This is a genomic window from Arthrobacter sp. UNCCL28 (genome assembly GCF_900102805.1).
In the GTDB taxonomy this organism is placed as follows: domain Bacteria; phylum Actinomycetota; class Actinomycetes; order Actinomycetales; family Micrococcaceae; genus Arthrobacter; species Arthrobacter nicotinovorans_A.
Genome location: NZ_FMWE01000007.1, coordinates 54,008 through 72,172, shown reverse-complemented (window position 1 = coordinate 72,172; position 18,165 = coordinate 54,008). Strand labels below are relative to the sequence as shown.

Annotated in this window: 19 protein-coding genes; 11 read left to right on the top strand and 8 right to left on the bottom strand. The window is 63.3% G+C overall.

All coding sequences use genetic code 11. From position 1 onward, the window contains the following. The first annotated feature begins 682 nt into the window (after nucleotides 1-682). From BLQ01_RS17480 to BLQ01_RS17470, 3 genes are all read left to right on the top strand, one after another. Entirely contained in the window at nucleotides 683-2,041 is a 1,359-nt protein-coding gene (locus tag BLQ01_RS17480) for an MFS transporter (protein ID WP_091553160.1), read from the top strand. 28 nt (nucleotides 2,042-2,069) lie between these two features. After that, nucleotides 2,070-3,326, top strand: coding sequence for an aminopeptidase P family protein (locus BLQ01_RS17475; protein ID WP_026542655.1), 1,257 nt, complete (start codon nucleotides 2,070-2,072; stop codon nucleotides 3,324-3,326). An 84-nt stretch (nucleotides 3,327-3,410) separates the two neighbouring features. Beyond that, complete coding sequence (locus BLQ01_RS17470; RefSeq protein ID WP_091553158.1) at nucleotides 3,411-4,232, top strand: IclR family transcriptional regulator; 822 nt, start codon at nucleotides 3,411-3,413, stop codon at nucleotides 4,230-4,232. Nucleotides 4,233-4,409: 177 nt separating this feature from the next. On the opposite strand, the gene BLQ01_RS17465 is transcribed toward BLQ01_RS17470, so the two are convergent. Next, a complete protein-coding gene (locus BLQ01_RS17465) occupies nucleotides 4,410-4,889 on the bottom strand; it encodes a DUF4383 domain-containing protein (RefSeq protein ID WP_026542658.1) in 480 nt (159 codons plus the stop codon). A 156-nt stretch (nucleotides 4,890-5,045) separates the two neighbouring features. Between BLQ01_RS17465 and BLQ01_RS17460 the strand changes: the two genes are divergently transcribed. The 3 genes from BLQ01_RS17460 to BLQ01_RS17450 all read left to right on the top strand — a co-directional run bounded on the left by BLQ01_RS17460 (nucleotide 5,046) and on the right by BLQ01_RS17450 (nucleotide 6,965). Beyond that, the gene (locus tag BLQ01_RS17460; RefSeq protein ID WP_091553156.1) at nucleotides 5,046-6,017 is read left to right on the top strand and encodes a tetratricopeptide repeat protein; all 972 of its coding nucleotides are present in this window, start codon (nucleotides 5,046-5,048) and stop codon (nucleotides 6,015-6,017) included. Nucleotides 6,018-6,110: 93 nt separating this feature from the next. Continuing rightward, on the top strand, nucleotides 6,111-6,470 hold the full coding sequence (locus tag BLQ01_RS17455; protein WP_091553152.1) for an ArsR/SmtB family transcription factor: 360 nt from the start codon (nucleotides 6,111-6,113) through the stop codon (nucleotides 6,468-6,470). Between the two features lie 27 nt (nucleotides 6,471-6,497). Further along, complete coding sequence (locus tag BLQ01_RS17450; protein WP_026548448.1) at nucleotides 6,498-6,965, top strand: SRPBCC family protein; 468 nt, start codon at nucleotides 6,498-6,500, stop codon at nucleotides 6,963-6,965. Here BLQ01_RS17450 and BLQ01_RS17445 read toward each other — a convergent pair. Continuing rightward, nucleotides 6,962-7,618 (bottom strand): LysE family translocator, encoded by a 657-nt coding sequence (locus BLQ01_RS17445; protein ID WP_091553151.1) that lies wholly within the window; start codon nucleotides 7,616-7,618, stop codon nucleotides 6,962-6,964. The two genes, BLQ01_RS17450 and BLQ01_RS17445, sit on opposite strands and share 4 nt — an antisense overlap. A gap of 103 nt (nucleotides 7,619-7,721) precedes the next feature. On the opposite strand from BLQ01_RS17445, the gene BLQ01_RS17440 reads away from it, so the two are divergent. Next, nucleotides 7,722-8,177, top strand: coding sequence for an Lrp/AsnC family transcriptional regulator (locus tag BLQ01_RS17440; protein WP_081733412.1), 456 nt, complete (start codon nucleotides 7,722-7,724; stop codon nucleotides 8,175-8,177). An 18-nt stretch (nucleotides 8,178-8,195) separates the two neighbouring features. Here BLQ01_RS17440 and BLQ01_RS17435 read toward each other — a convergent pair whose 3' ends face one another. Further along, entirely contained in the window at nucleotides 8,196-8,714 is a 519-nt protein-coding gene (locus BLQ01_RS17435; protein WP_175493477.1) for an Lrp/AsnC family transcriptional regulator, read from the bottom strand. 360 nt (nucleotides 8,715-9,074) lie between these two features. On the opposite strand from BLQ01_RS17435, the gene gluQRS reads away from it, so the two are divergent. Beyond that, nucleotides 9,075-9,962, top strand: a complete 888-nt coding sequence (gene gluQRS, locus BLQ01_RS17430) for a tRNA glutamyl-Q(34) synthetase GluQRS (RefSeq protein ID WP_091553148.1) — start codon at nucleotides 9,075-9,077, stop codon at nucleotides 9,960-9,962. A gap of 25 nt (nucleotides 9,963-9,987) precedes the next feature. Beyond that, nucleotides 9,988-11,106 carry a serine hydrolase domain-containing protein gene (locus tag BLQ01_RS17425; protein ID WP_091553145.1) on the top strand — a complete coding sequence of 373 codons (1,119 nt, stop codon included), beginning with the start codon at nucleotides 9,988-9,990 and terminating at the stop codon, nucleotides 11,104-11,106. A 50-nt stretch (nucleotides 11,107-11,156) separates the two neighbouring features. On the opposite strand, the gene BLQ01_RS17420 is transcribed toward BLQ01_RS17425, so the two are convergent. Beyond that, the gene (locus BLQ01_RS17420; RefSeq protein WP_026542667.1) at nucleotides 11,157-11,768 is read right to left on the bottom strand and encodes a TetR/AcrR family transcriptional regulator; all 612 of its coding nucleotides are present in this window, start codon (nucleotides 11,766-11,768) and stop codon (nucleotides 11,157-11,159) included. A 105-nt stretch (nucleotides 11,769-11,873) separates the two neighbouring features. Between BLQ01_RS17420 and BLQ01_RS17415 the strand changes: the two genes are divergently transcribed. Then, nucleotides 11,874-12,665, top strand: a complete 792-nt coding sequence (locus BLQ01_RS17415) for an SDR family NAD(P)-dependent oxidoreductase (RefSeq protein ID WP_026542668.1) — start codon at nucleotides 11,874-11,876, stop codon at nucleotides 12,663-12,665. A 92-nt stretch (nucleotides 12,666-12,757) separates the two neighbouring features. After that, a complete protein-coding gene (locus BLQ01_RS17410) occupies nucleotides 12,758-13,294 on the top strand; it encodes an HD domain-containing protein (protein WP_091553143.1) in 537 nt (178 codons plus the stop codon). A 233-nt stretch (nucleotides 13,295-13,527) separates the two neighbouring features. Here the strand turns inward: BLQ01_RS17410 and BLQ01_RS17405 are convergent, their stop codons facing one another. From BLQ01_RS17405 to BLQ01_RS17390, 4 genes are all read right to left on the bottom strand, one after another. Continuing rightward, entirely contained in the window at nucleotides 13,528-14,772 is a 1,245-nt protein-coding gene (locus BLQ01_RS17405) for a low temperature requirement protein A (protein ID WP_091553140.1), read from the bottom strand. A gap of 197 nt (nucleotides 14,773-14,969) precedes the next feature. Then, nucleotides 14,970-16,313, bottom strand: coding sequence for an ATP-binding protein (locus BLQ01_RS17400; protein ID WP_091553139.1), 1,344 nt, complete (start codon nucleotides 16,311-16,313; stop codon nucleotides 14,970-14,972). 122 nt (nucleotides 16,314-16,435) lie between these two features. Beyond that, the gene (locus tag BLQ01_RS17395) at nucleotides 16,436-17,191 is read right to left on the bottom strand and encodes an SDR family NAD(P)-dependent oxidoreductase (RefSeq protein WP_091553136.1); all 756 of its coding nucleotides are present in this window, start codon (nucleotides 17,189-17,191) and stop codon (nucleotides 16,436-16,438) included. Nucleotides 17,192-17,195: 4 nt separating this feature from the next. Beyond that, a complete protein-coding gene (locus BLQ01_RS17390) occupies nucleotides 17,196-18,125 on the bottom strand; it encodes a fumarylacetoacetate hydrolase family protein (protein ID WP_254779517.1) in 930 nt (309 codons plus the stop codon). Between the last annotated feature and the right edge of the window lie 40 nt (nucleotides 18,126-18,165).

Sequence of the window (18,165 nt, the reverse complement as noted above, 5' to 3'; positions counted from 1 at the left end):
CGCGCTCGCTCGTTCCTCGCTTGGACGCGCGCTGCCGGATAACCCCACCCCCGACGCTCTTTCACATCCCCTTGGCTTGAAAGCGCCGCCGACTGGACGGGGAATCCGCACTTCGTTTGCCCGCGGCCTTTCTACCGCGATCTCAAGGCGTGAGTCGGGCCGACCTTGGTGTCCGTACTGGAGACCCTTCGCGGTCAACTTTCTTCAAGGAAGTGAGAGGGCGACGCGGGGAAGGGGCGGGGGATGTGAGAGAGCGATCCCGTGGAGGGCGGGGGATGTGAGAGAGCGATCCCGTGGAGGGCGGGGGATGTGAGCGAGCGATCCCGTGGAGGTCGGGGGATGTGAGCGAGCGATCCTGTGGAGGGCGGGGGTTTTGAGGGAGCGATCCTGTGCAGGGGGGGGATGTGAGCGAGCGATCCCGTGGAGGGCGGGGGATGTGAGAGAGCGATCCCGTGGAGGCCGGGGGATGTGAGAGAGCGACGGGTATTGAGCCGCTTCTGGCGCAACTGGGTCGCTGTGAATGCAACTTTGGGAATGTGGACCAGGGTGGCGACCAGATATCCAGGGACTCGCAGACCTCCGAAAGTAAAGTTTCCCCCGCCTCTTGACCGTGGCGCCGCTCACACATACTCTGGTGCAACAGCGTTGCGTTGAATGCAACCCCAATGATTTTGGTGGACACATGAGCAATGAATCCTCTGTGGCAGCCGAGCGAGGCACCTCATCCGCCTCCGGCTCCAACCACATCCCCGGCCCGAACACTTCAGTCAGCAAGGACACTCGACGGCGAGTGGTCACTGCCAGCTTCATCGGCAACTTTGTTGAGTGGTTCGACTACGCCGTCTACGGCTACTTGGCCGGCATCATCTCCACGGTCTTCTTCCCGGAGTCAGACCGGCAGACGGCCCTGCTTGCGACGTTCGGTGTCTTCGCCATCAGCTTCTTCGTGAGGCCCCTCGGCGGCTTCGTCTGGGGCCACATCGGCGATCGACTGGGACGAAAGCAGGCGCTGTCCCTCTCGATCGTGTTGATGTCGGTAGCCACTTTCTGCATCGCACTGATCCCGGGCTACGCCACCATCGGCGTGATGGCCCCTGTCCTGCTCCTCCTCGTACGCGTGGTTCAAGGATTCTCCGCTGCGGGGGAGTACGCCGGGGCGTCCGCTTTCCTGGTGGAGTATGCGCCGGCGAACCGCCGCGGACTGTATGCCGCCGTCGTGCCTGCAAGCACCGCAGCGGGACTGTTGCTGGGCTCCTTGCTTGCCGCCCTGCTGACTTCAGTACTCAGCGCGGAGCAGCTCAACGAGTGGGGCTGGCGGTTGCCGTTCCTGCTCGCCGCGCCCATGGGCCTGATCGGAAGGTACATCCGCACAAAACTGGAGGACACGCCGGCCTTCCGTGAACTCGCTGCCAAGGACAACAACGTCAAAGCACCGGCCCTGGCAATGTTCAGGACCTATCGGAAGCAGCTCATCATCGCCACGGGCGCTGTGTTGCTGAACGCCGTCGGCTTCTACGTGATCCTCAGCTATATGCCCACGTACCTGTCGGAGGAGTTGGGCTTCGGCGCCACGGAGTCGTTCCTGGCCACCACCATTGCCCTGGCCAGCTACATCGGGTTCATCTTCCTGACGGGCATCGCCTCGGACAAATTCGGCCGGAAACGCATGTTGATCACTGCATCGGTCCTCTTCATCCTGCTGACGGTGCCGGCGTTCATGCTCCTGGACACCCGCAACTTCCTGGTCATCGTCCTGGTGCAGATCCTGCTGGGCGGCATGCTCACCCTCAACGACGGCACGCTGCCCAGCTTCCTCGCCGAACTCTTCCCCACGAAGGTCCGGTACACGGGCTTTGCCGTCAGCTTCAACCTCTCCAACGCCTTGTTCGGCGGCACCGCTCCGTTCATGGCCACCCTCCTGATCGGCATGACCGCCAGCAAGCTGGCCCCCGGCTGGTACCTCGTGGCCGCCGCCATAGTTTCCCTCATCGCAGTCCTGTTCGCTACGGAGACTTCCAAGAAGCCTCTGCTGCAGGACTAGTACAACCCACCCATTGAAAGGAACCACCATGACCATCACGCAGAACGAGGCCGTCAACGATGTCGCCAAGCTCGAGCGCACCAAAGTCCTCAACAACGGCGAAAAGGTCTCGCTGACCTTCTCCGACGCCGAGTTTGAACGCCGCCTCAGCGGCCTGCGCAGCATCATGGCCGAGAAAGACCTCGACGCCGTGGTCCTCACCAGCTACCACTCCATCAAGTACTACTCCGACTTCCTCTTCACCTACTTTGGCCGCTCCTACGGCATGGTGGTTACCAAGGACGACACGGTCACCATTACGGCAAATATCGACGCCGGGATGCCTTGGCGCCGCAGTTACGGCGACAACCTGGTGTACACGGACTGGCGCCGTGACAACTACATCCACGCCATCCAGGAAGTTCTGCGCACCCGCGGGATCAACCCCCGCCGTATCGGCGTCGAAGATGATTCGCTGCCGCTGGACAACCGCAACAAGATCCAGGCTGCCTTCTCCGGAGCAACGCTGGTGGACGTGGCGCAGGCTGCCATGCGGCAGAGGATGATCAAGTCGGCCGAGGAAATCGCGGTGATCAAGCACGGTGCCCGCATCGGTGACCTCGGTGGAGAAGCCATCCGCAACGCCATTACGGCCGGCATCACCGAGTATGAGGTTGCCCTGATCGGCACAGAAGCCATGGTCCACGAGATCGCCCGCACGTTCCCGGACTCCGAAATCCGCGACACCTGGGTGTGGTTCCAGTCCGGCATCAACACTGACGGAGCCCACAACTGGGCCACCACGCGCAAAATCCAGGAACACGACATCCTGTCGCTGAACTGCTTCCCCATGACCAGCGGCTACTACACCGCATTGGAACGGACCCTGTTCTACGGCGAACCGGACGCCCGTTCCCTGGAACTGTGGAACATCAACGTGGAGGTACATAAGCGCGGCCTTGAGCTGATCAAGCCCGGTGCCGTTTGCAAGGACATAGCCGCGGAGCTCAACGAGATCTACGTCAGCCACGGGCTCCTGGCCAATCGGACGTTCGGCTACGGCCACTCGTTCGGCGTGCTGAGCCACTACTACGGCCGTGAAGCTGGATTGGAACTGCGCGAGGACATCGACACCGTCCTGGAACCGGGCATGGTGGTATCCATGGAACCGATGATCACGGTGCTCGATGGCCAGCCGGGTGCCGGCGGTTACCGCGAGCACGACATCCTGGTGGTGGGCGAGGACGGTGCGGAGAACATCACCAAGTTCCCGTTCGGCCCCGAGTACAACATCATCGGAGCCTAGTGACCCGGCCGGTGGACACAGCGTGGTGTCCACCGGCCTTGGCCCTGTCCGAGGGATTGTCTCCAATCGAAATATAGTGAACCCATGACCCCCACTGAATCCAGCGAAACTCCTGAGAGCAGCAACAGCAACGGCAATGGTGACAGCAAAAGCACGTCGGTGATCGTCAATGCCATTGCAGTGCTGAGGAGTTTCACCGCTGAGGAGCCTCTCCTTGGAGTCACCGAAATCGCGGGGCGCATTGGTCTTCACAAGAGCACTGTTTCCCGCATGCTGGCGACGCTGGAACAGGAAAACCTGGTAGAGCGCGACGTCGATTCGCGCAGGTTCCGCTTGGGGCTGGGGATGATCGCCATGGCGGGCCCCCTCCTGGCGGAACTCGAAGAGCGCCGCGTGGCCTACCCCGTGCTGCGCGAACTGACAGAACGCACGGGGGAGACGAGTGCGCTCATGGTGTGGAACGGCAACGAGTCCATGTGCGTTGAGCAGATCCCCAGCCGGCATCAGGTCAAACACCTTGCTCCGTTGGGTGCCCGCTACAACGAGGCCCTGAGTTCATCGGTGCAGGTGTTCCTCGGCGCGGAGGACAAAGATCGTGTGCGGCAGCTCCTGCGCAGCGGGTCGATCACCCTTCCAGGCCTGGACGGGGATGCCATTGAGTCGTACCTGGCCAGGGTTGAGGAATCCGTGGAGCGCGGCTGGGCAGTGAACTTTGGGGAGACGTCCATTGAAGAAGTCGGAGTGGCATCGCCCGTTTATGACCATCGCGGCGACATTGTGGCCTCGGTCCTGATTCCGGCACCGAAGTTCCGGGTTTCCCAGGACACCTTGGACAGCCTTGGTGAAGCCTGTTCCGCAGCAGCAGCCAAGGTCACAACGAGGCTGGGTGGGCGCGCCCCGCGCTAAGGCGGGTACCCGCCGTCGAGCGCTAAAACGCCCGCCGACATGGCAGGTGGTGACAATCCGGAGCGCAAACATTGTCGTTAATTGGCACCTGGGCGAGGTGGTGGCGAGCGAAAAACGGCGGCCGTCCCCTCTGGGGAGGCGGTCGCCGTCGTTGATTCACCAAGGTGCGTGGAAGCGCTACATCCTCCGTCGCGTCGTGGTGGTTTCGTCCATGGCATCCCTGCCCAGCCAAGCACCCAAGCCGATCATGGCAACACCGAGGATCAGGTGGAGCCAGTTGTCGGCGGTGTTGAAGGGGACAAAGTTGGCGCCTGTTTCCTGGTTGATGACCAGGCCGTAGATCCAAAGAACGATGTACACGGCGCCGCCGCCCAACAGGAACAGGCGGGCCATGCGAGCGTTCCTTGCCATGGCCAAGCCGGCCACGCCAAACAGCAGGTGAACGATGTTGTGGAGTACGGACACTTGGAAGACTCCAAGCAGCATGGCGCCGGATTCATGTCCCGCAAAGGTCATGGCGCCGAAATTGGTGGTGATCCCCGGGATAAAGCCCAGGACGCCTACCAGCAGAAATACAATGCCAACGCCCATGGCGGTGTTGCGTAGCGTCAACCCCATCATGTGGTGGTGTTCGGCGGGGTGCGAAGCGGTGGTCATCAAGTCCTCCCTTTCACGCGGTTACCCGGCTCTTCTCATGGAGAGCCGACCTGCGGCAAGGGGTGTCGCAAAACCTTGCCGACGCCGCCATAATACTCCTGAAATGCCTCCGATAGCAGGGGATGTGCCCAGTTCAGCGGCGGTTAGCATGGGGTTATGAGCCAAGCTCCCAACGGCCGCGTGCACACGATTTTCCATGACACCCGGGACCTCACGCCTTTCCGCGAGGGTTACGTCCGTACCCCGGTTCGCGGGCTCACGGACGGCGTGAACGACGTACTTTCCGGGGTGCTGGGTGGGCGGGACCACGCGCGGTTGACTGTAACCGGCAACGTCCCGCGGTTGAGGATGCTCTCTTCCAAGACGGCCAAGGCGATGCACGACGCCGTGTTTACGTCCACGGAACCGGATCGCCTCCTGGCTTTCGGCCGCATGAACCCGGGATGGGCCGGCCTGTGCCACGTGATGGCGGGCTTGCTTGCTTACAAACACGGCGGGTTCCTGCGGGCTTCCGAGCTGCTGCAGCGCGGATTAACAACAAGGATCGACGACGACGCCAGCCAGTTCTCGGCTATGTACCTTGGGCAGGTGGTCACCAAGGTCGAGGTGGCTGAACGGATTGAGGTTCCGGTTTTGTTCAGCGAGGAATCGGTGTTCCTGGCGCTGGCCCATTGCTTGCGGGAGATGGGAATGACCGAGGCGGCGTTGGAAGCTGTGGTGACGTTGCCGCCGTCGTTGCCTTCCGCGTTGGCGCGCTGCACCGCGGCATTTTCGTTGGAACGGCACCGTGACGTGGTGCTGTGGACGGAAGGTTTGTTGAATACCGACGACCTCTCGGCGGCGCTCCTGTTGATCCGTGCCCGTTCGCAGCGCGCGAGGGGCGACTTCGAGGCCGCCCAAGCCGCGTTGAAGGAAGTCCTCCGGCGCCGAAAGACCAACTTGGCTTTGAAGAATGATGCTTTGACGGACCGCGCGCTCCTGGCGCTGGACCAAGGTCGCCGCACGTTGACTCCGCGGTCCAAGCGTCCGGCCCCGCCAGCGGAGCTGGAGACCTTGGAAGTTATCCGCAAGGACGCGGAGATGCGGCGTCTTTGGGAAAACGACTTCAGGCAACTGGGCGGCGAATAAAAAACCATTGTGCCTGCGCGGGTAGAAGCGTATTCTCTTAATCAACCAAACAGTTGATCAATGTTTTGGTTGATTATTGAAGACGGGACGGCGATGGAACACGATGCTCAGGGGACAGAAACCCTGGACAAAGCCTTCATGGCGCTGGCAGATCCGGTGCGACGGGCCATTGTGGCCCGGCTGTCCCGGGGCGAGGCCACCGTCAATGAGCTTGCGGAACCTTTCGCCATCACCAAGCAGGCGGTTTCCAAGCACATTCAGGTCCTGGAAAACGCAGGACTGGTAACCCGCTCCCGCGATGCTCAACGGCGGCCCGTTCACTTGGACGCGGCAGCCTTGGAGCGTTTGACGGCATGGATTGACCAGTACCGACTGATTGCCGAGTCACGCTTCCGGCAGTTGGACGAGTTGCTGGGTACCTCCCCAAAGGCCGGCACCCACCCGGAAGAATGAACGAACAGCAATGAAGGAAGAACCCTCATGAGCAATCCAACAACGATTACTGCCAACGAAGGCGTCCCGTTCGTGGACACGGTCCGCGAATTCGATGCCCCGGTCAGCGCAGTTTTCAAAGCCCACGTAGACCCGGATCTCTTGGCCAAGTGGTTGGGCCCCCGCAGCACGCAGACGAAAATTACCGAGTACAACGCAACCACTGGCGGAAGCTGGCGCTACGAAAGCGGTGATGAGAACGGCATGTACGGCTTCCGCGGTGTTTTCCACACCGTTGAATCCGATGCCCTGATCATCCAGACCGTCGAATTCGAGGGCGCGCCCAACCAGGTGGTCATCAGCACCACCACGTTCGAGGAAATCGATGGCAGGACCCGGATGTCTGCCCACGAGGTCTACCCTTCGGTGGAAGCCCGCGACATGGCCGTGGCAACCGGGATGGACTACGGCGTGATCGAAGGATACGAGCGCCTGGACGAACTGCTCGCAGGTTAGCTGTTTGCCGCTTGCACCTGCAGCAGCAGAGGGAAGAGTTGCTCCGACAACAGCACTGTCCCGAGTCCGATCATGATGATCCCGCTGACCAGGGTTACAACCCGCGCGGCGCCGGGCCGGGAAGCCAACAGCTTCCGGGACGTCAACGCCACGCCGGTGTACACCACCGCGGCCAGGATCACGAAGGTCAGGCCCAGCAAGCCTGACTGGACCGGAACGGGCAGTGCTGCCTCAGGGCTGACGAACTGCGGTACCAGCGCAACGAAGAACAGCAGGCCTTTGGGGTTGATGCCGCTGGTGCCCATGCCTTGGAAGAACGTGCGGAGCTGGTTTCCGGACTGTACGACGCCGGCTTCCGCACTGAAACTCGCGCCTCGCCATGAGCGCATGGTGGAGACGCCGAGATACAACAAGTAGCCCGCGCCGGCGATGGTCAGCCACCCCAGGAGGCCCGGAACTCCGGCCAGCAGGGCCGCCAGCCCTGCCACCATGAGCAAGGTATGGATGACATATCCACTGCACAGGCCTGCGACGGCGGGGACGAAGCTGCGTTGCTTGAGTCCTGCCGAAATGGAATAGGCCCAGTCGACGCCGGGCGTGCAGGCCAGGCTGACGGCGACCACCATGAAGGCCAGGAACAGCTGCGGATTCACGTTTTCCCTCCAGGGCTAGATGCTGGGAAAACTCTAGGCAAAAGCGGTCGATAAGTGCTCTTGTTTTTAGCTCATAGGGCGCTGATCTGAGTAAGATTATTGCGTGATTGACGGAATCGACAGAAGTATTTTGCGCCACCTGAAAGAGGATGGCCGAATGACGGCCACCGCCCTTGCCTCGCAGGTGGGTTTGACGGTTGCACCGTGCCATCGGAGGCTCCGGGACCTGGAGTCATCGGGCGTGATCCGGGGCTACCGTGCGGACATTGATCCGGCGGCGCTGGGGCTGGGTTTCGAGGCCATCGTGTTCGTCACGCTCAAACAAGTGGAGCGCACCATCATGGCGGAGTTTGAGGATCGCGTTACGGCCAGCCCCAACATTGTGGAGGCCCAGCGGCTTTTCGGATCCCCTGACTATCTGCTCAAGGTCATCGCGGCCGACCTTCCGGCCTACCAGCGTTTCTATGACGAGGAACTGGCCGCTCTCCCTGCCGTGGAGCGGCTGACGTCCACGTTGGTGATGAAGAACCTGAAAACCAACATCGGCCCACCCGTCTAGTCCCGGGCTGCCTGCCGGTTATTGAGCCAACAGCCCGGTGGTCCGGTACGGAATCACTTCGCGGAGGAACATGCTGGTGGACGTCCGGACAATTCCAGGGCACAGGCGAATTTCCTCGGAGACCCGGTATAGATCGTCCGGGCTCTTGGCCACCACCCTGATGATGAGGTCCGTATCCCCGGCCGGGGCGTGGCATTCGAGGACTTCCGGGATCTCACGGAGTGCGGCGATCGCTTCGTTCAAGTGGCTTTGGTCCAGCTCGGCGCTGACTGCCGCCGCTACGCCACGGCCCAGGGCCGAGGGCAGGACACGGCTGCTGTTGGGCCGCAGGGCTCCGGCCGCCGTCATCCGTTCCAAGCGGGATTGCACGGTACCGCGGGCGAGGTGGAGTTTCTGGGCCAACACCATGATGGGCACCCGGGGATCTTCATCGAGGGCAGCCAGGATTCGTCGGTCCGTTGCGTCGAGTTCCTGCAAAGTGACCACTTCCTGTCCAAGTATTCCGTGCTGACTGGTCAGATCGACCAATCTTTTCATCGTCCGTTGCACCAACTGTATGCGTTCTGCTCAAATGGTGACAACGAAGCAGGGCAAGGCTACCGCCGGACCCCGCAGGCACCAGGCATCCGGAACACCACCCGGTTCCCTGCATACGTTTCCCGCAAGGAAGCCGCCGCTGATTGACTCTTGTTCACAGCATTGTCATTCTGCACTCGCCCGTATCGTGCGGGCAGCACAGTAAGAGCCCCTGAGCCACCGGATCGTTGCGGTAGCTGAGGGGCTCTTGCGTTGCCGGGCGTCCGCCGCGTATGGCCGGGCGCCCCGCCGCGTATGGCCGGGCGCCGGCCAGGCGTTAGCGGGCACCCGCCAGGATCGGCCGGCGCATAGGCTTGGACCATGACTTCAGCTGGCCGTTTCGCCCCGAGCCCTTCGGGCGAACTGCACGTCGGCAACCTCCGAACGGCCATCCTTGCCTGGCTGTTCGCGAAGTCCAGCGGCAGGGATTTCCTCTTGCGCGTGGAGGACCTCGACCGTGCCCGGTCCGGCGCGGAGGCGGAGCAGCTCCGTGATCTGGAGGCAATCGGCGTCGGTTGGGACGCCGCCGTCGTACGCCAGACTGAGCGCGCGGCGCTCTACGACGCAGCGATTGCGCGCCTTACCGCTGATGGCCGCACCTACGAATGCTTCTGTACCCGCCGGGAAATCCAGGAAGCGCCGTCCGCGCCTCATGCCCCGCAGGGGGCCTATCCGGGGACGTGCCGGCGGTTGTCGATTGCGGAACGGGAGATCCGGCGCGCGTCACGTCCGGCGTCGATCCGCTTGCGGGCGGACGTTTCCGAGTGGACTGTTGAGGACCAGTTGCAGGGTAATTATGTGGGAGTCGTGGACGACTTTGTGCTCCGCAGGAATGACGGAGTGACCGCCTACAACCTGGCGGTGGTGGTGGATGATGCCGCCCAGGGGATCGACCAGGTGGTGCGCGGCGACGACCTCCTTCCGTCCACCCCTCGGCAGGCCTATTTGGCGACACTTTTGGGCGTGCAGATCCCCGAATACGCCCACGTTCCGCTGGTGGTGAACCACGACGGCGTGAGGCTGGCGAAGCGCGACGGCGCTGTCACGCTGGGCGACCTCGCCGCCGTCGGAATCCCTGCCGAACGGGTACGTCACCTGATCCTTGAATCACTGGGCCTGCCCGCGGGAACCCTTGCGCAGGTCCTGCCGCACTTCGATCCCCGGAAGCTGCCCAGGGACCCTTGGGTGTGGAAAACTCCCCGGCCCTGAGCTGCCCACCACGTAGGCTGTCTGGATGCATGCACAGGTGATCGCCCCAGGATTTGAACCCGTTGCCGAGCTCTTCGGCCGATTCCTCGATCAGGACGCGGACTATTCGGCGCAGGTGGCGGCATACCACCGCGGGGTCAAAGTACTCGACCTCAGCGGCGGTCCCCACATCCGCCCCGACTCAGTCACGGGTGTTTTCTCCTGTTCCAAAGGCATGGCCGGACTGGTGATGGCGCTGCTCGTCCAGGACGGCCAGCTGGATCTTGACGCCGAGGTGGTCAAGTATTGGCCGGAGTTTGGAGTAGAGGGCAAGGCGTCGATCACCGTGGCCCAGCTCCTTTCGCATCAGGCAGGGCTGCTGGGAGTCGAAGGGGGACTGACGCTGGACGAGGTCAATAACTCCGAGCTCGCAGCGGAAAAGCTCGCCGGACTGGCACCCTTGTGGAAACCTGGCGCAGCGTTCGGATACCACGCGCTGACCATCGGGATCTTCATGGAAGAGCTCTGCCGCCGCATCACCGGCTCAACCCTTCAGGATGTCTTTGAACAGCGGATCCGGGCTGTGACCGGGGCCCACTTTTTCCTGGGCCTGCCCGAGGCCGAAGAAGACCGCTTCGCACCCTTCCGTTGGGCGGCCGATCCTTCCTGGCCCTGGGTGGATCCAGCCAGCCATTTTGGGTTGGCGGCCAATTCTGCGGTGGGTGACATCCTGGATCTGCCGAACATCCGGGAAGTGCGGGCTGCCGGGCTGAGTTCGGCCGCCGGCGTGGCCAGTGCCGAGGGCATGGCGAGGATTTACGCTGCTGCGCTGACGGGCTTGGCCGGCTCCGGGGATCCCGTGCCCCTCCTGACTGAAGAGACCATCCGGACTATGTCCGCCGAACAGGTCTTCGGGATCGACCGCGTCTTTGGTGAGGCAGGCTGCTTCGCAACGGTGTTCATGAAGTCCCATGCGCGGATGCCGTTCGGCAGCTACCGCGCGTTCGGGCACGACGGCGCCAGCGCATCTTTGGGGTTCGCGGACCCTGTTTATGAACTCGGCTTTGGGTACGTCCCGCAGCAGGCGGAGCCTGGGGGAGTGGGGTGCCGCAACTTCCAGCTCAGCTCCGCGGTACGGGAAGTCATCGCAGGGCTTCCGGCGTAGCTGTGGATTAGCAGGGTTCGGGGGAGTTGGGCTGGGGGGAGTTGGGCTGCCTAATCGAGCTGCGCCGCAGGGACGCCGGCGGCCATCCCTGCCCAGAGGGTGTCGGTGGCAGCCATGACCACGTCCTCCACGGAGTTGCCGTCCAGATGTCCGCCGGCCGCGAGGAGGGCTGTGCCGTGGAGGCTGACGAAGCACACCATGGCCAGCGTTTCCGTGTTGCCCGGAGCCAGGGCGCCGGCCTGCTGGGCCTCGGCGATCAGTGCCTGGGCAACCTGTATGCCTTGAGCGCCGGTGTTCCGCAGTTCCTCGCTGGAGTCCGGGTGGTGCTTGGTGGAGTACATGACCGTCAACAGGGCAGGGTGCTGAACGGCGAAGTCCACGTAGGACTTCCCAACACTGACGAAACGGCTGCGGAGGTCGTCGCCGGACCGGGCGGCGTCCTGAATGAGGCTGTTCATCGACTCGAAACCGGCCAGCGCCACGGCGTCGATGAGGGCTTGCTTATCGCGGAAGTGCTTGGCCGGGGCACCGTGGCTGACGTTGACGTCCCTGGCCAGCTGCCGCAGCGAGAGTCCCTCCACGCCGGCTTCTTCGATGGTGACCATGGCGCGTTCCAGGAGGGCTTCCCGGAGTTTTCCATGGTGGTAGGGCTGGTCAGTCATGCCACAAGTCTAAGCCAATGTAGTCATTGACAACAAAGTAGACACTGCCTACCATGTAGACAGCGACTACATCAGTCTCCGACTCAACCGAAACGGGAATCCGCCATGACCATGACCTACGCAGGCACAACTGCCCTCATCACCGGCGCCAGCTCCGGACTGGGCGCTGAGTTCGCCGGACAATTCGCCGCACGGGGCTCCAACCTTGTCCTGGTAGCCAGGCGCGCAGACCGTATGGAAGAGTTGGCTCAGGACCTGCGCTCGCGGCACGGCGTCACCGTGACAGTGCTCCCGTTGGACCTGGGCCGGGCAGGCGTGGGCCGGGAGCTTTTGAGCGAACTCTCCGGCCGCGGAATCACTGTGGACACCCTTATCAACAATGCCGGTTTCGCTACCCACGGCCCGCTGGCCGAGGAAGATCCGGACGTCATTGCGTCCGAGATTTCCCTGAACGTGGCGGCCCTCGTGGACATCACCCGGGCCTTCCTCCCAGGCCTGCTCGCCTCCGGGAAGGGTGCTCTGGTGAACATCGCCAGCACCGCAGCCTTCCAACCCATTCCAGGCATGGCCGTTTACGGCGCCACCAAGGCCTTCGTCCTGAGCTTCACTGAGGCCGTCGCCCACGAAACCAAGAACTCCGGACTCAGTGTCCTGGCCCTTTGCCCCGGTGCGACACGTACTGAGTTCTTCGAGGTCCTCGGTGGTGAATCCGCGGCAGTTGGCAAGATGCAGACCCCTGAGCAGGTGGTCGGCACTGCGCTCAAGGCACTCGATCGCAAGGACACGCCAGGCAGCGTGGTCTCGGGCTGGGTCAACAGGGTGACCGCCGGGTTCGCCCAGCGTATGCCGAGGGCTGTGACCGTCGCCATCGCCGCCCGCGCCGTACAGGACTGGTAGTCCGGGGCACTTGGCACGTACGTCTCCGTCACACCGGATAGCCTGAAGGGAGGACCGATCCCCGTCGGTCCCTCTTCAAGCCGGAGGCCAGCATGACCGAACCACGCTTCACCGTAGAAACAGCCCAGGTCCTGGCGGAGGTGGCCCACAACCGGCAAAAGGACAAGCTCAAGCGCCCGTACCGCGAGCATGTGCTGGCAGTGGGCGATGCCCTGGCCGACTTTGACGACGACATCCAGATCGCCGGCTACCTCCACGATATTGCCGAGGACACCCCCATCACCCGGCAGGCACTGCTGGACATGGGCGTGTCCCAGCGGGCTGTGGACATCATTGAACGCGTCACCCGGCGCTTCCATGACGACCCGGATGATTACGACGCCGGTATCCGTTACGTCGCGGAGGACCACGACGCCACGTTGGTGAAAATCGCGGACAATGCCCACAATTCCCTGCCGGAGAGGGTCAAGGCACTTGCGGAGAAGTGGCCGGACAAACCGCCGGTAACCCGCTACGCCGATGCCCGCCCTGTGTTGTACACGGCCGTTCCCCGCGAAGAAGTCCGGATGATCTTGGAACGGATCAACCCTCACCTGCTCCGCGAATTGGACGAGATCGCCCCCGAGTAGCCCGCACCCTGGGTTGTGGGGCCCGTTCTGCATGGTTTGCGCGGGGCTAAGGGTGGTTAGTGGGCCTCGCAACGCAGGGGTGGTGGGTTGTGGGGCCTGTTCTGCATGGTTTGCGCGGGGTTTTGGGTGGTTAGTGGGCCTCGCAACGCAGGGGTGGTGGGTTGTGGGGCCCGTTGTGCATGGTTTGCGCGGGGTTTTGGGTGCTTAGTGGGCCTCGCAACGCAGGGCAAACCTCACCCGGCAGCAGTTTCCAGCCGACGGAGTGCCGCTGCCCGGCCTTTGTGCCCGCGTCGTTCGTCGTACGCGATCGACAGGCCAAGGACCACCATCATCTCCAGCATGCAGATCGGCACGGAAGCTCCTGCTGCAGCCATGGCAACGCTTGCGGCCAAGCCCACGAGCACCAGGGCGGTGCCCCAAAGCTGTTCCCGGTCGCGGCCGAGCATGATGCTGTAAAGAGTGGTCAACGAGGCTTTAAAGAGAATGACCGGGATGGCAATGGACGCCACGGCAGCGGCCGCAGGAATGTGGGTTTCATGATCAATGAAGTACGCCGCAACATGCAGTCCTGCGCCGGTGGCGGCAATGGCAGCGAAGATCGGCATGTGCCCGTAGCCGAAAACCCATGAGCGGTGCCGCTGGACGTGCAGGGCGGGACCAGCCGGCAGGATGAAATAGATCCACCACATGGCGAAGGCCAGTCCGGTGCCGCTGAGTCCAACCAGGGCCGCATCCATGGACCACTGATGGGTTGCCACAATCGCCCGCAGGGTTTCGATGGCGCCGATCAGGCATTCGCCGAGGGCGATGATGGCGAGCAGGCCGTACCTTTCAGCGATGTGGTGTGCATGCCAAGGCGTCCGGATCTTCCGTTCTGCAAAGTAGGGGGCTGCCATTTCCAGGATGAACAGCGGAGCTGCCATCAGGAAGTTGGTCAGGACGTTCGCATCGACCACAAGAACAGCAACCCACCCGATTTGGACGATCGCCACGTACTTCGCGTAGCGCAGGCAGGTTTCCCGGCGTTCGGGGTCCTGGCGCGCAGCCCGCAACCATTGGAAGATCAATGCCACCCGCATGACGATGTAGCCGAGCACCATGGTGACGTTGTCCACGTGCTGGCCTTCGATAATGGAGTGGAACACCGGCTCGATGCCCATGGCCAGAATGAGGACGCCCACCATCTGCACCATAGTGACCACGCGGAACACCCAGTCATCGGTGTCGTAGGCGCTGGCAAACCAGGTGAAGTTGATCCACGCCCAGATCACCGCAAACATGGCGAAGGAGAAGGCCAGGAGCCCCGGCCAGAAGTGTGCCTCCGCCACCGCATGGGCGAACTGGTTCCCGGCAACACCGAAAGCGATGACGAAGGTCAGGTCGAAGAAAAGCTCCAGCGGGGTTGCTGTGCGGTGCTTTTCATGGGGATCACGGCCGCCCATGCGGGACAGGGCATGGCGAAGGGGATTCGAGGACATGGCTCAAAGATTACCGCTGCCCCTGCTTCTACGCCGAGATCGCTGAAATGCGTCGAGATCACCGGCAAGTTTCCAGCGGCCCCGCAGCGTTCCCGCGAATTCGATCAAAGGGAAACTAGACGCGCCCCGATGCGTCGAGATCACTGGGAAGCTTCCAGCGGCCCCGCAGCGTTCCCGCGAATTCGATCAAAGGGAATCTAAACGCGCCCCAAGACGTCGATGTCTTCGAGGAAGTTTTGGTGCACTTCGGCGCTGACAGTGGTCCGGGTATCGGCAATCGCGTCGAGGTAGTCCTGCGTCACGGGCCCCTTACGCGTGCCGGACCCAACCCCAACCCCTGCCCCGGACCCAACCCCAGCCCCGGCCGAACCGCTCGAAGCAGCACCGTCGTCGTACACGGCTTTTTCCAGCGCCCGCTGGGAGGCGCTGCGGGCCGCGAACTCGATGTCCGCGGGAGAGAAGCCCTCGGTCCGTTCCACCAACTGGGCGATGTCCACCGAGTCCACCACCGTTGCGGGGATGAACCGTTGCCACATGGCTTCACGGGCGTGGACGTCAGGGAGGCCGATGGGGATGACGTAGTCGAACCTGCCGTGGCGCAGGAACGCGGTGTCCAGGGCGCGGATGAAGTTGGTGGCACAGACCAGGAGCCGGCCCGGTTGTTCGCGGAACGCAGGGATGATCTTGAGGAGCTCGTTGGTGACGCCCTGCAACGGCGACGGCGGATCTCCTGCGCGCTGGGACGCAATTTCTTCCACCTCGTCGATGAACACCACGGCATGTTCCAGCTCGGCAATTTCCAGGAAGGTCTCCCGCAGCGCGCCCGCGAGTCCCTTGGGGTCGGCGGCCAAGCGGGACGGGAACACTTCCACGAACGGCCACTCCAGCCGCGACGCGATGGCCTTGGCAAACGTGGTCTTTCCCGTACCCGGAGGCCCGAACAGCACCACGGCGCGCGGGGGCACCACGCCATATTCGTCGGCGAGGTCGGCCTCGGCCAAGGGCAGGACCAGCCGGCGTTCCAGCAGTTCCTTCTCGCGGCGCATGCCGGCCACGTTCTCCCAGAGATCGCGGGCAAGGATGCGCCCGCCCAAGAGCCCCAATGCTCCGAGTTCCTGCCGCTGCACGGGGATGGTCCGTTCGAAATACCGCAGGTTCTTCTTGACCACGAAACCCCGGCCAAGGAAAGCTTCCACGCGAGTTTCGGTCTCCGGCATGAGTGCCGAGAGTTTGTTGAGGCCATGCGGTGCCATGCGGTTCTCGACGGCGGACAGCAGCGAGGTGCCGATGCCGCGGCCCCGGAACTCGGTGAGCGTGGCAAGGAAGACGATCCAGCCTTGGTCGTGTGCGGCCCGTCCGACGGCGGCACCCACCACTTGCTCGCCCTGGACCGCAACCACCGCATGGTCCTTCTCGCAGGACGCCAGGACTTCGGACAACGCGTAGACCGGTTCCACGCCGTCGGCTTTGAGTGACTCCCAGAGGTGCAGGATGCCGTCGAGGTCGGACGAATGGAAGTCCCTGATGCGCCAGTTGCTCATGGGTGATGCTCCTGAGGTTGCTAAGTGAGTCGCCGTTGATCTCTAGGAGTGAGCATAGGCGAAGCACCGCTGCAGGAGGTTGCGGGTCCGTTGCGTTACGAAACGTCCTACTGAACGGCGCCCTACTGAACGGGACGCAGCCGCAGGCCCTGCATGCCGCCGTCGACCGCCAGTGAGGTTCCCGAGGTCGAACCGGACAGAGGGCTGGCAAGGTACGCGACGGCGCCGGCCACCTCTGCGGCATCCACCAGCCTGCCGTGGGGCTGCCGGGCGTTGAGGGCGGCGCGCTCGGCGGCAGGGTCGGCAGCGGAGTCCAACAACCGTCCCACCCACGGCGTGTCCGCGGTGCCGGGGTTCACGCAGTTGACTCGGATGCCTTCACGGATGTGGTCGGCCGCCATTGCGAGCGTCAGGGACAGCACCGCACCTTTCGACGCTGAGTACAGCGCACGCTGCGGCAATCCCGCCGTTGCCGCAATGGAGCAGGTGTTCACGATCGCGGCTGCCGGCGACTCACGCAGGTAGGGCAACGCGGCGCGGCTGACCCGGGCGATTCCCACTACGTTGACGTTGAGGACACGCAGCCACTCGGCGTCGTCGTTCGCAGCGATGTCACCTTGGGCGCCGACGCCGGCGTTGTTGACCACGATGTCCAGACGGCCGAAATGCTTAACGGCAGTTTCGACGGCGGCGCGCACCGACGCGTCATCGGCCACGTCGCACTGGACAGCCAAGTGGGGGCTGGTTTCCGGTGCGAGGTCCAGGACGGCCACCTTCGCACCGCCGGATGCGAGGCGGTCCGCGATGGCCGCCCCGATTCCGGAGTCACCGCCGGTTACCAAGGCTGCGAGGCCCTCAAATTCGTTGCCCACGTCCATGTACCTAGGCGTTGGTTCCGGCGAAGGAAGCGGCCTCGGCAGCGCCGCCCTGGACTGCCGTTCGCGTTGTGGCCCGGAAGTACTCCTGGCGCTGGCGTCCCAAGCCGTCAATTTCCAGTTCCACCACGTCACCAGGCTGGATGAAGGGGAACCGCCCGGACATTGCCACTCCTTCGGGCGTGCCGGTGATGATGACGTCGCCGGGTTCCAGGACCATGTACTGGCTGAGGTGATGAACGATCGTGGCGGGGTCGAAAATCATGTCCGAGGTACTGGAATCCTGGCGCGGCGCACCGTTGACCAAGGTCTGGAGGCGCAGGTTGCCGGCATCGATGTCAGAGGCCGGAACCAGCCACGGGCCAAGGGGAGTGGATCCGGGGAGGGATTTTCCCTTGGTCCACTGTCCCGCGGCTCCGGGGATTTGGTATTCGCGCTCGGAGAGGTCGTTGGCCACTGCGTAGCCGGCGATGCAGCCTCGGGCTTCTTCGGCGGAGGAAAGGTATGACGCTTCCCGGCCGATCACGATCGCCAATTCCACTTCCCAGTCGTACTTTTCCGACGACGGCGGGATGGGCGCGGCGTCGAAAGGTCCGGCGATGGTGTTGGTGGGCTTGAGGAAGACCACGGGAACCTCGGGTGGCGTCGCGCCGGATTCGGCGGCGTGGGCGGTGTAGTTCAGGCCGACGGCCACCACTGCGCCCGGGCGGGCAACCGGGGCACCGACGCGCAGGCCCCCGGGGGAGATTTCGGGAAGATCGCCGTTTTCAAGGGCTTGGCGGGTGCGCTCGATACCGTCCGAGGCGAGGAAAGCGCCGTCGATGTCCTGCGTCAAAGGCGTGAGGCTGAAGTACTTTTCAGCACCCTGGGCGTCCTGGGCGATGACGGCCGGTTGTTCGTTTCCGGCCGTGCCCAGCCTGGCGAATTTCAAGGTCATGGCTTCCTCCGTGTTCGGGACTAACATCCGAGCTCTAGTG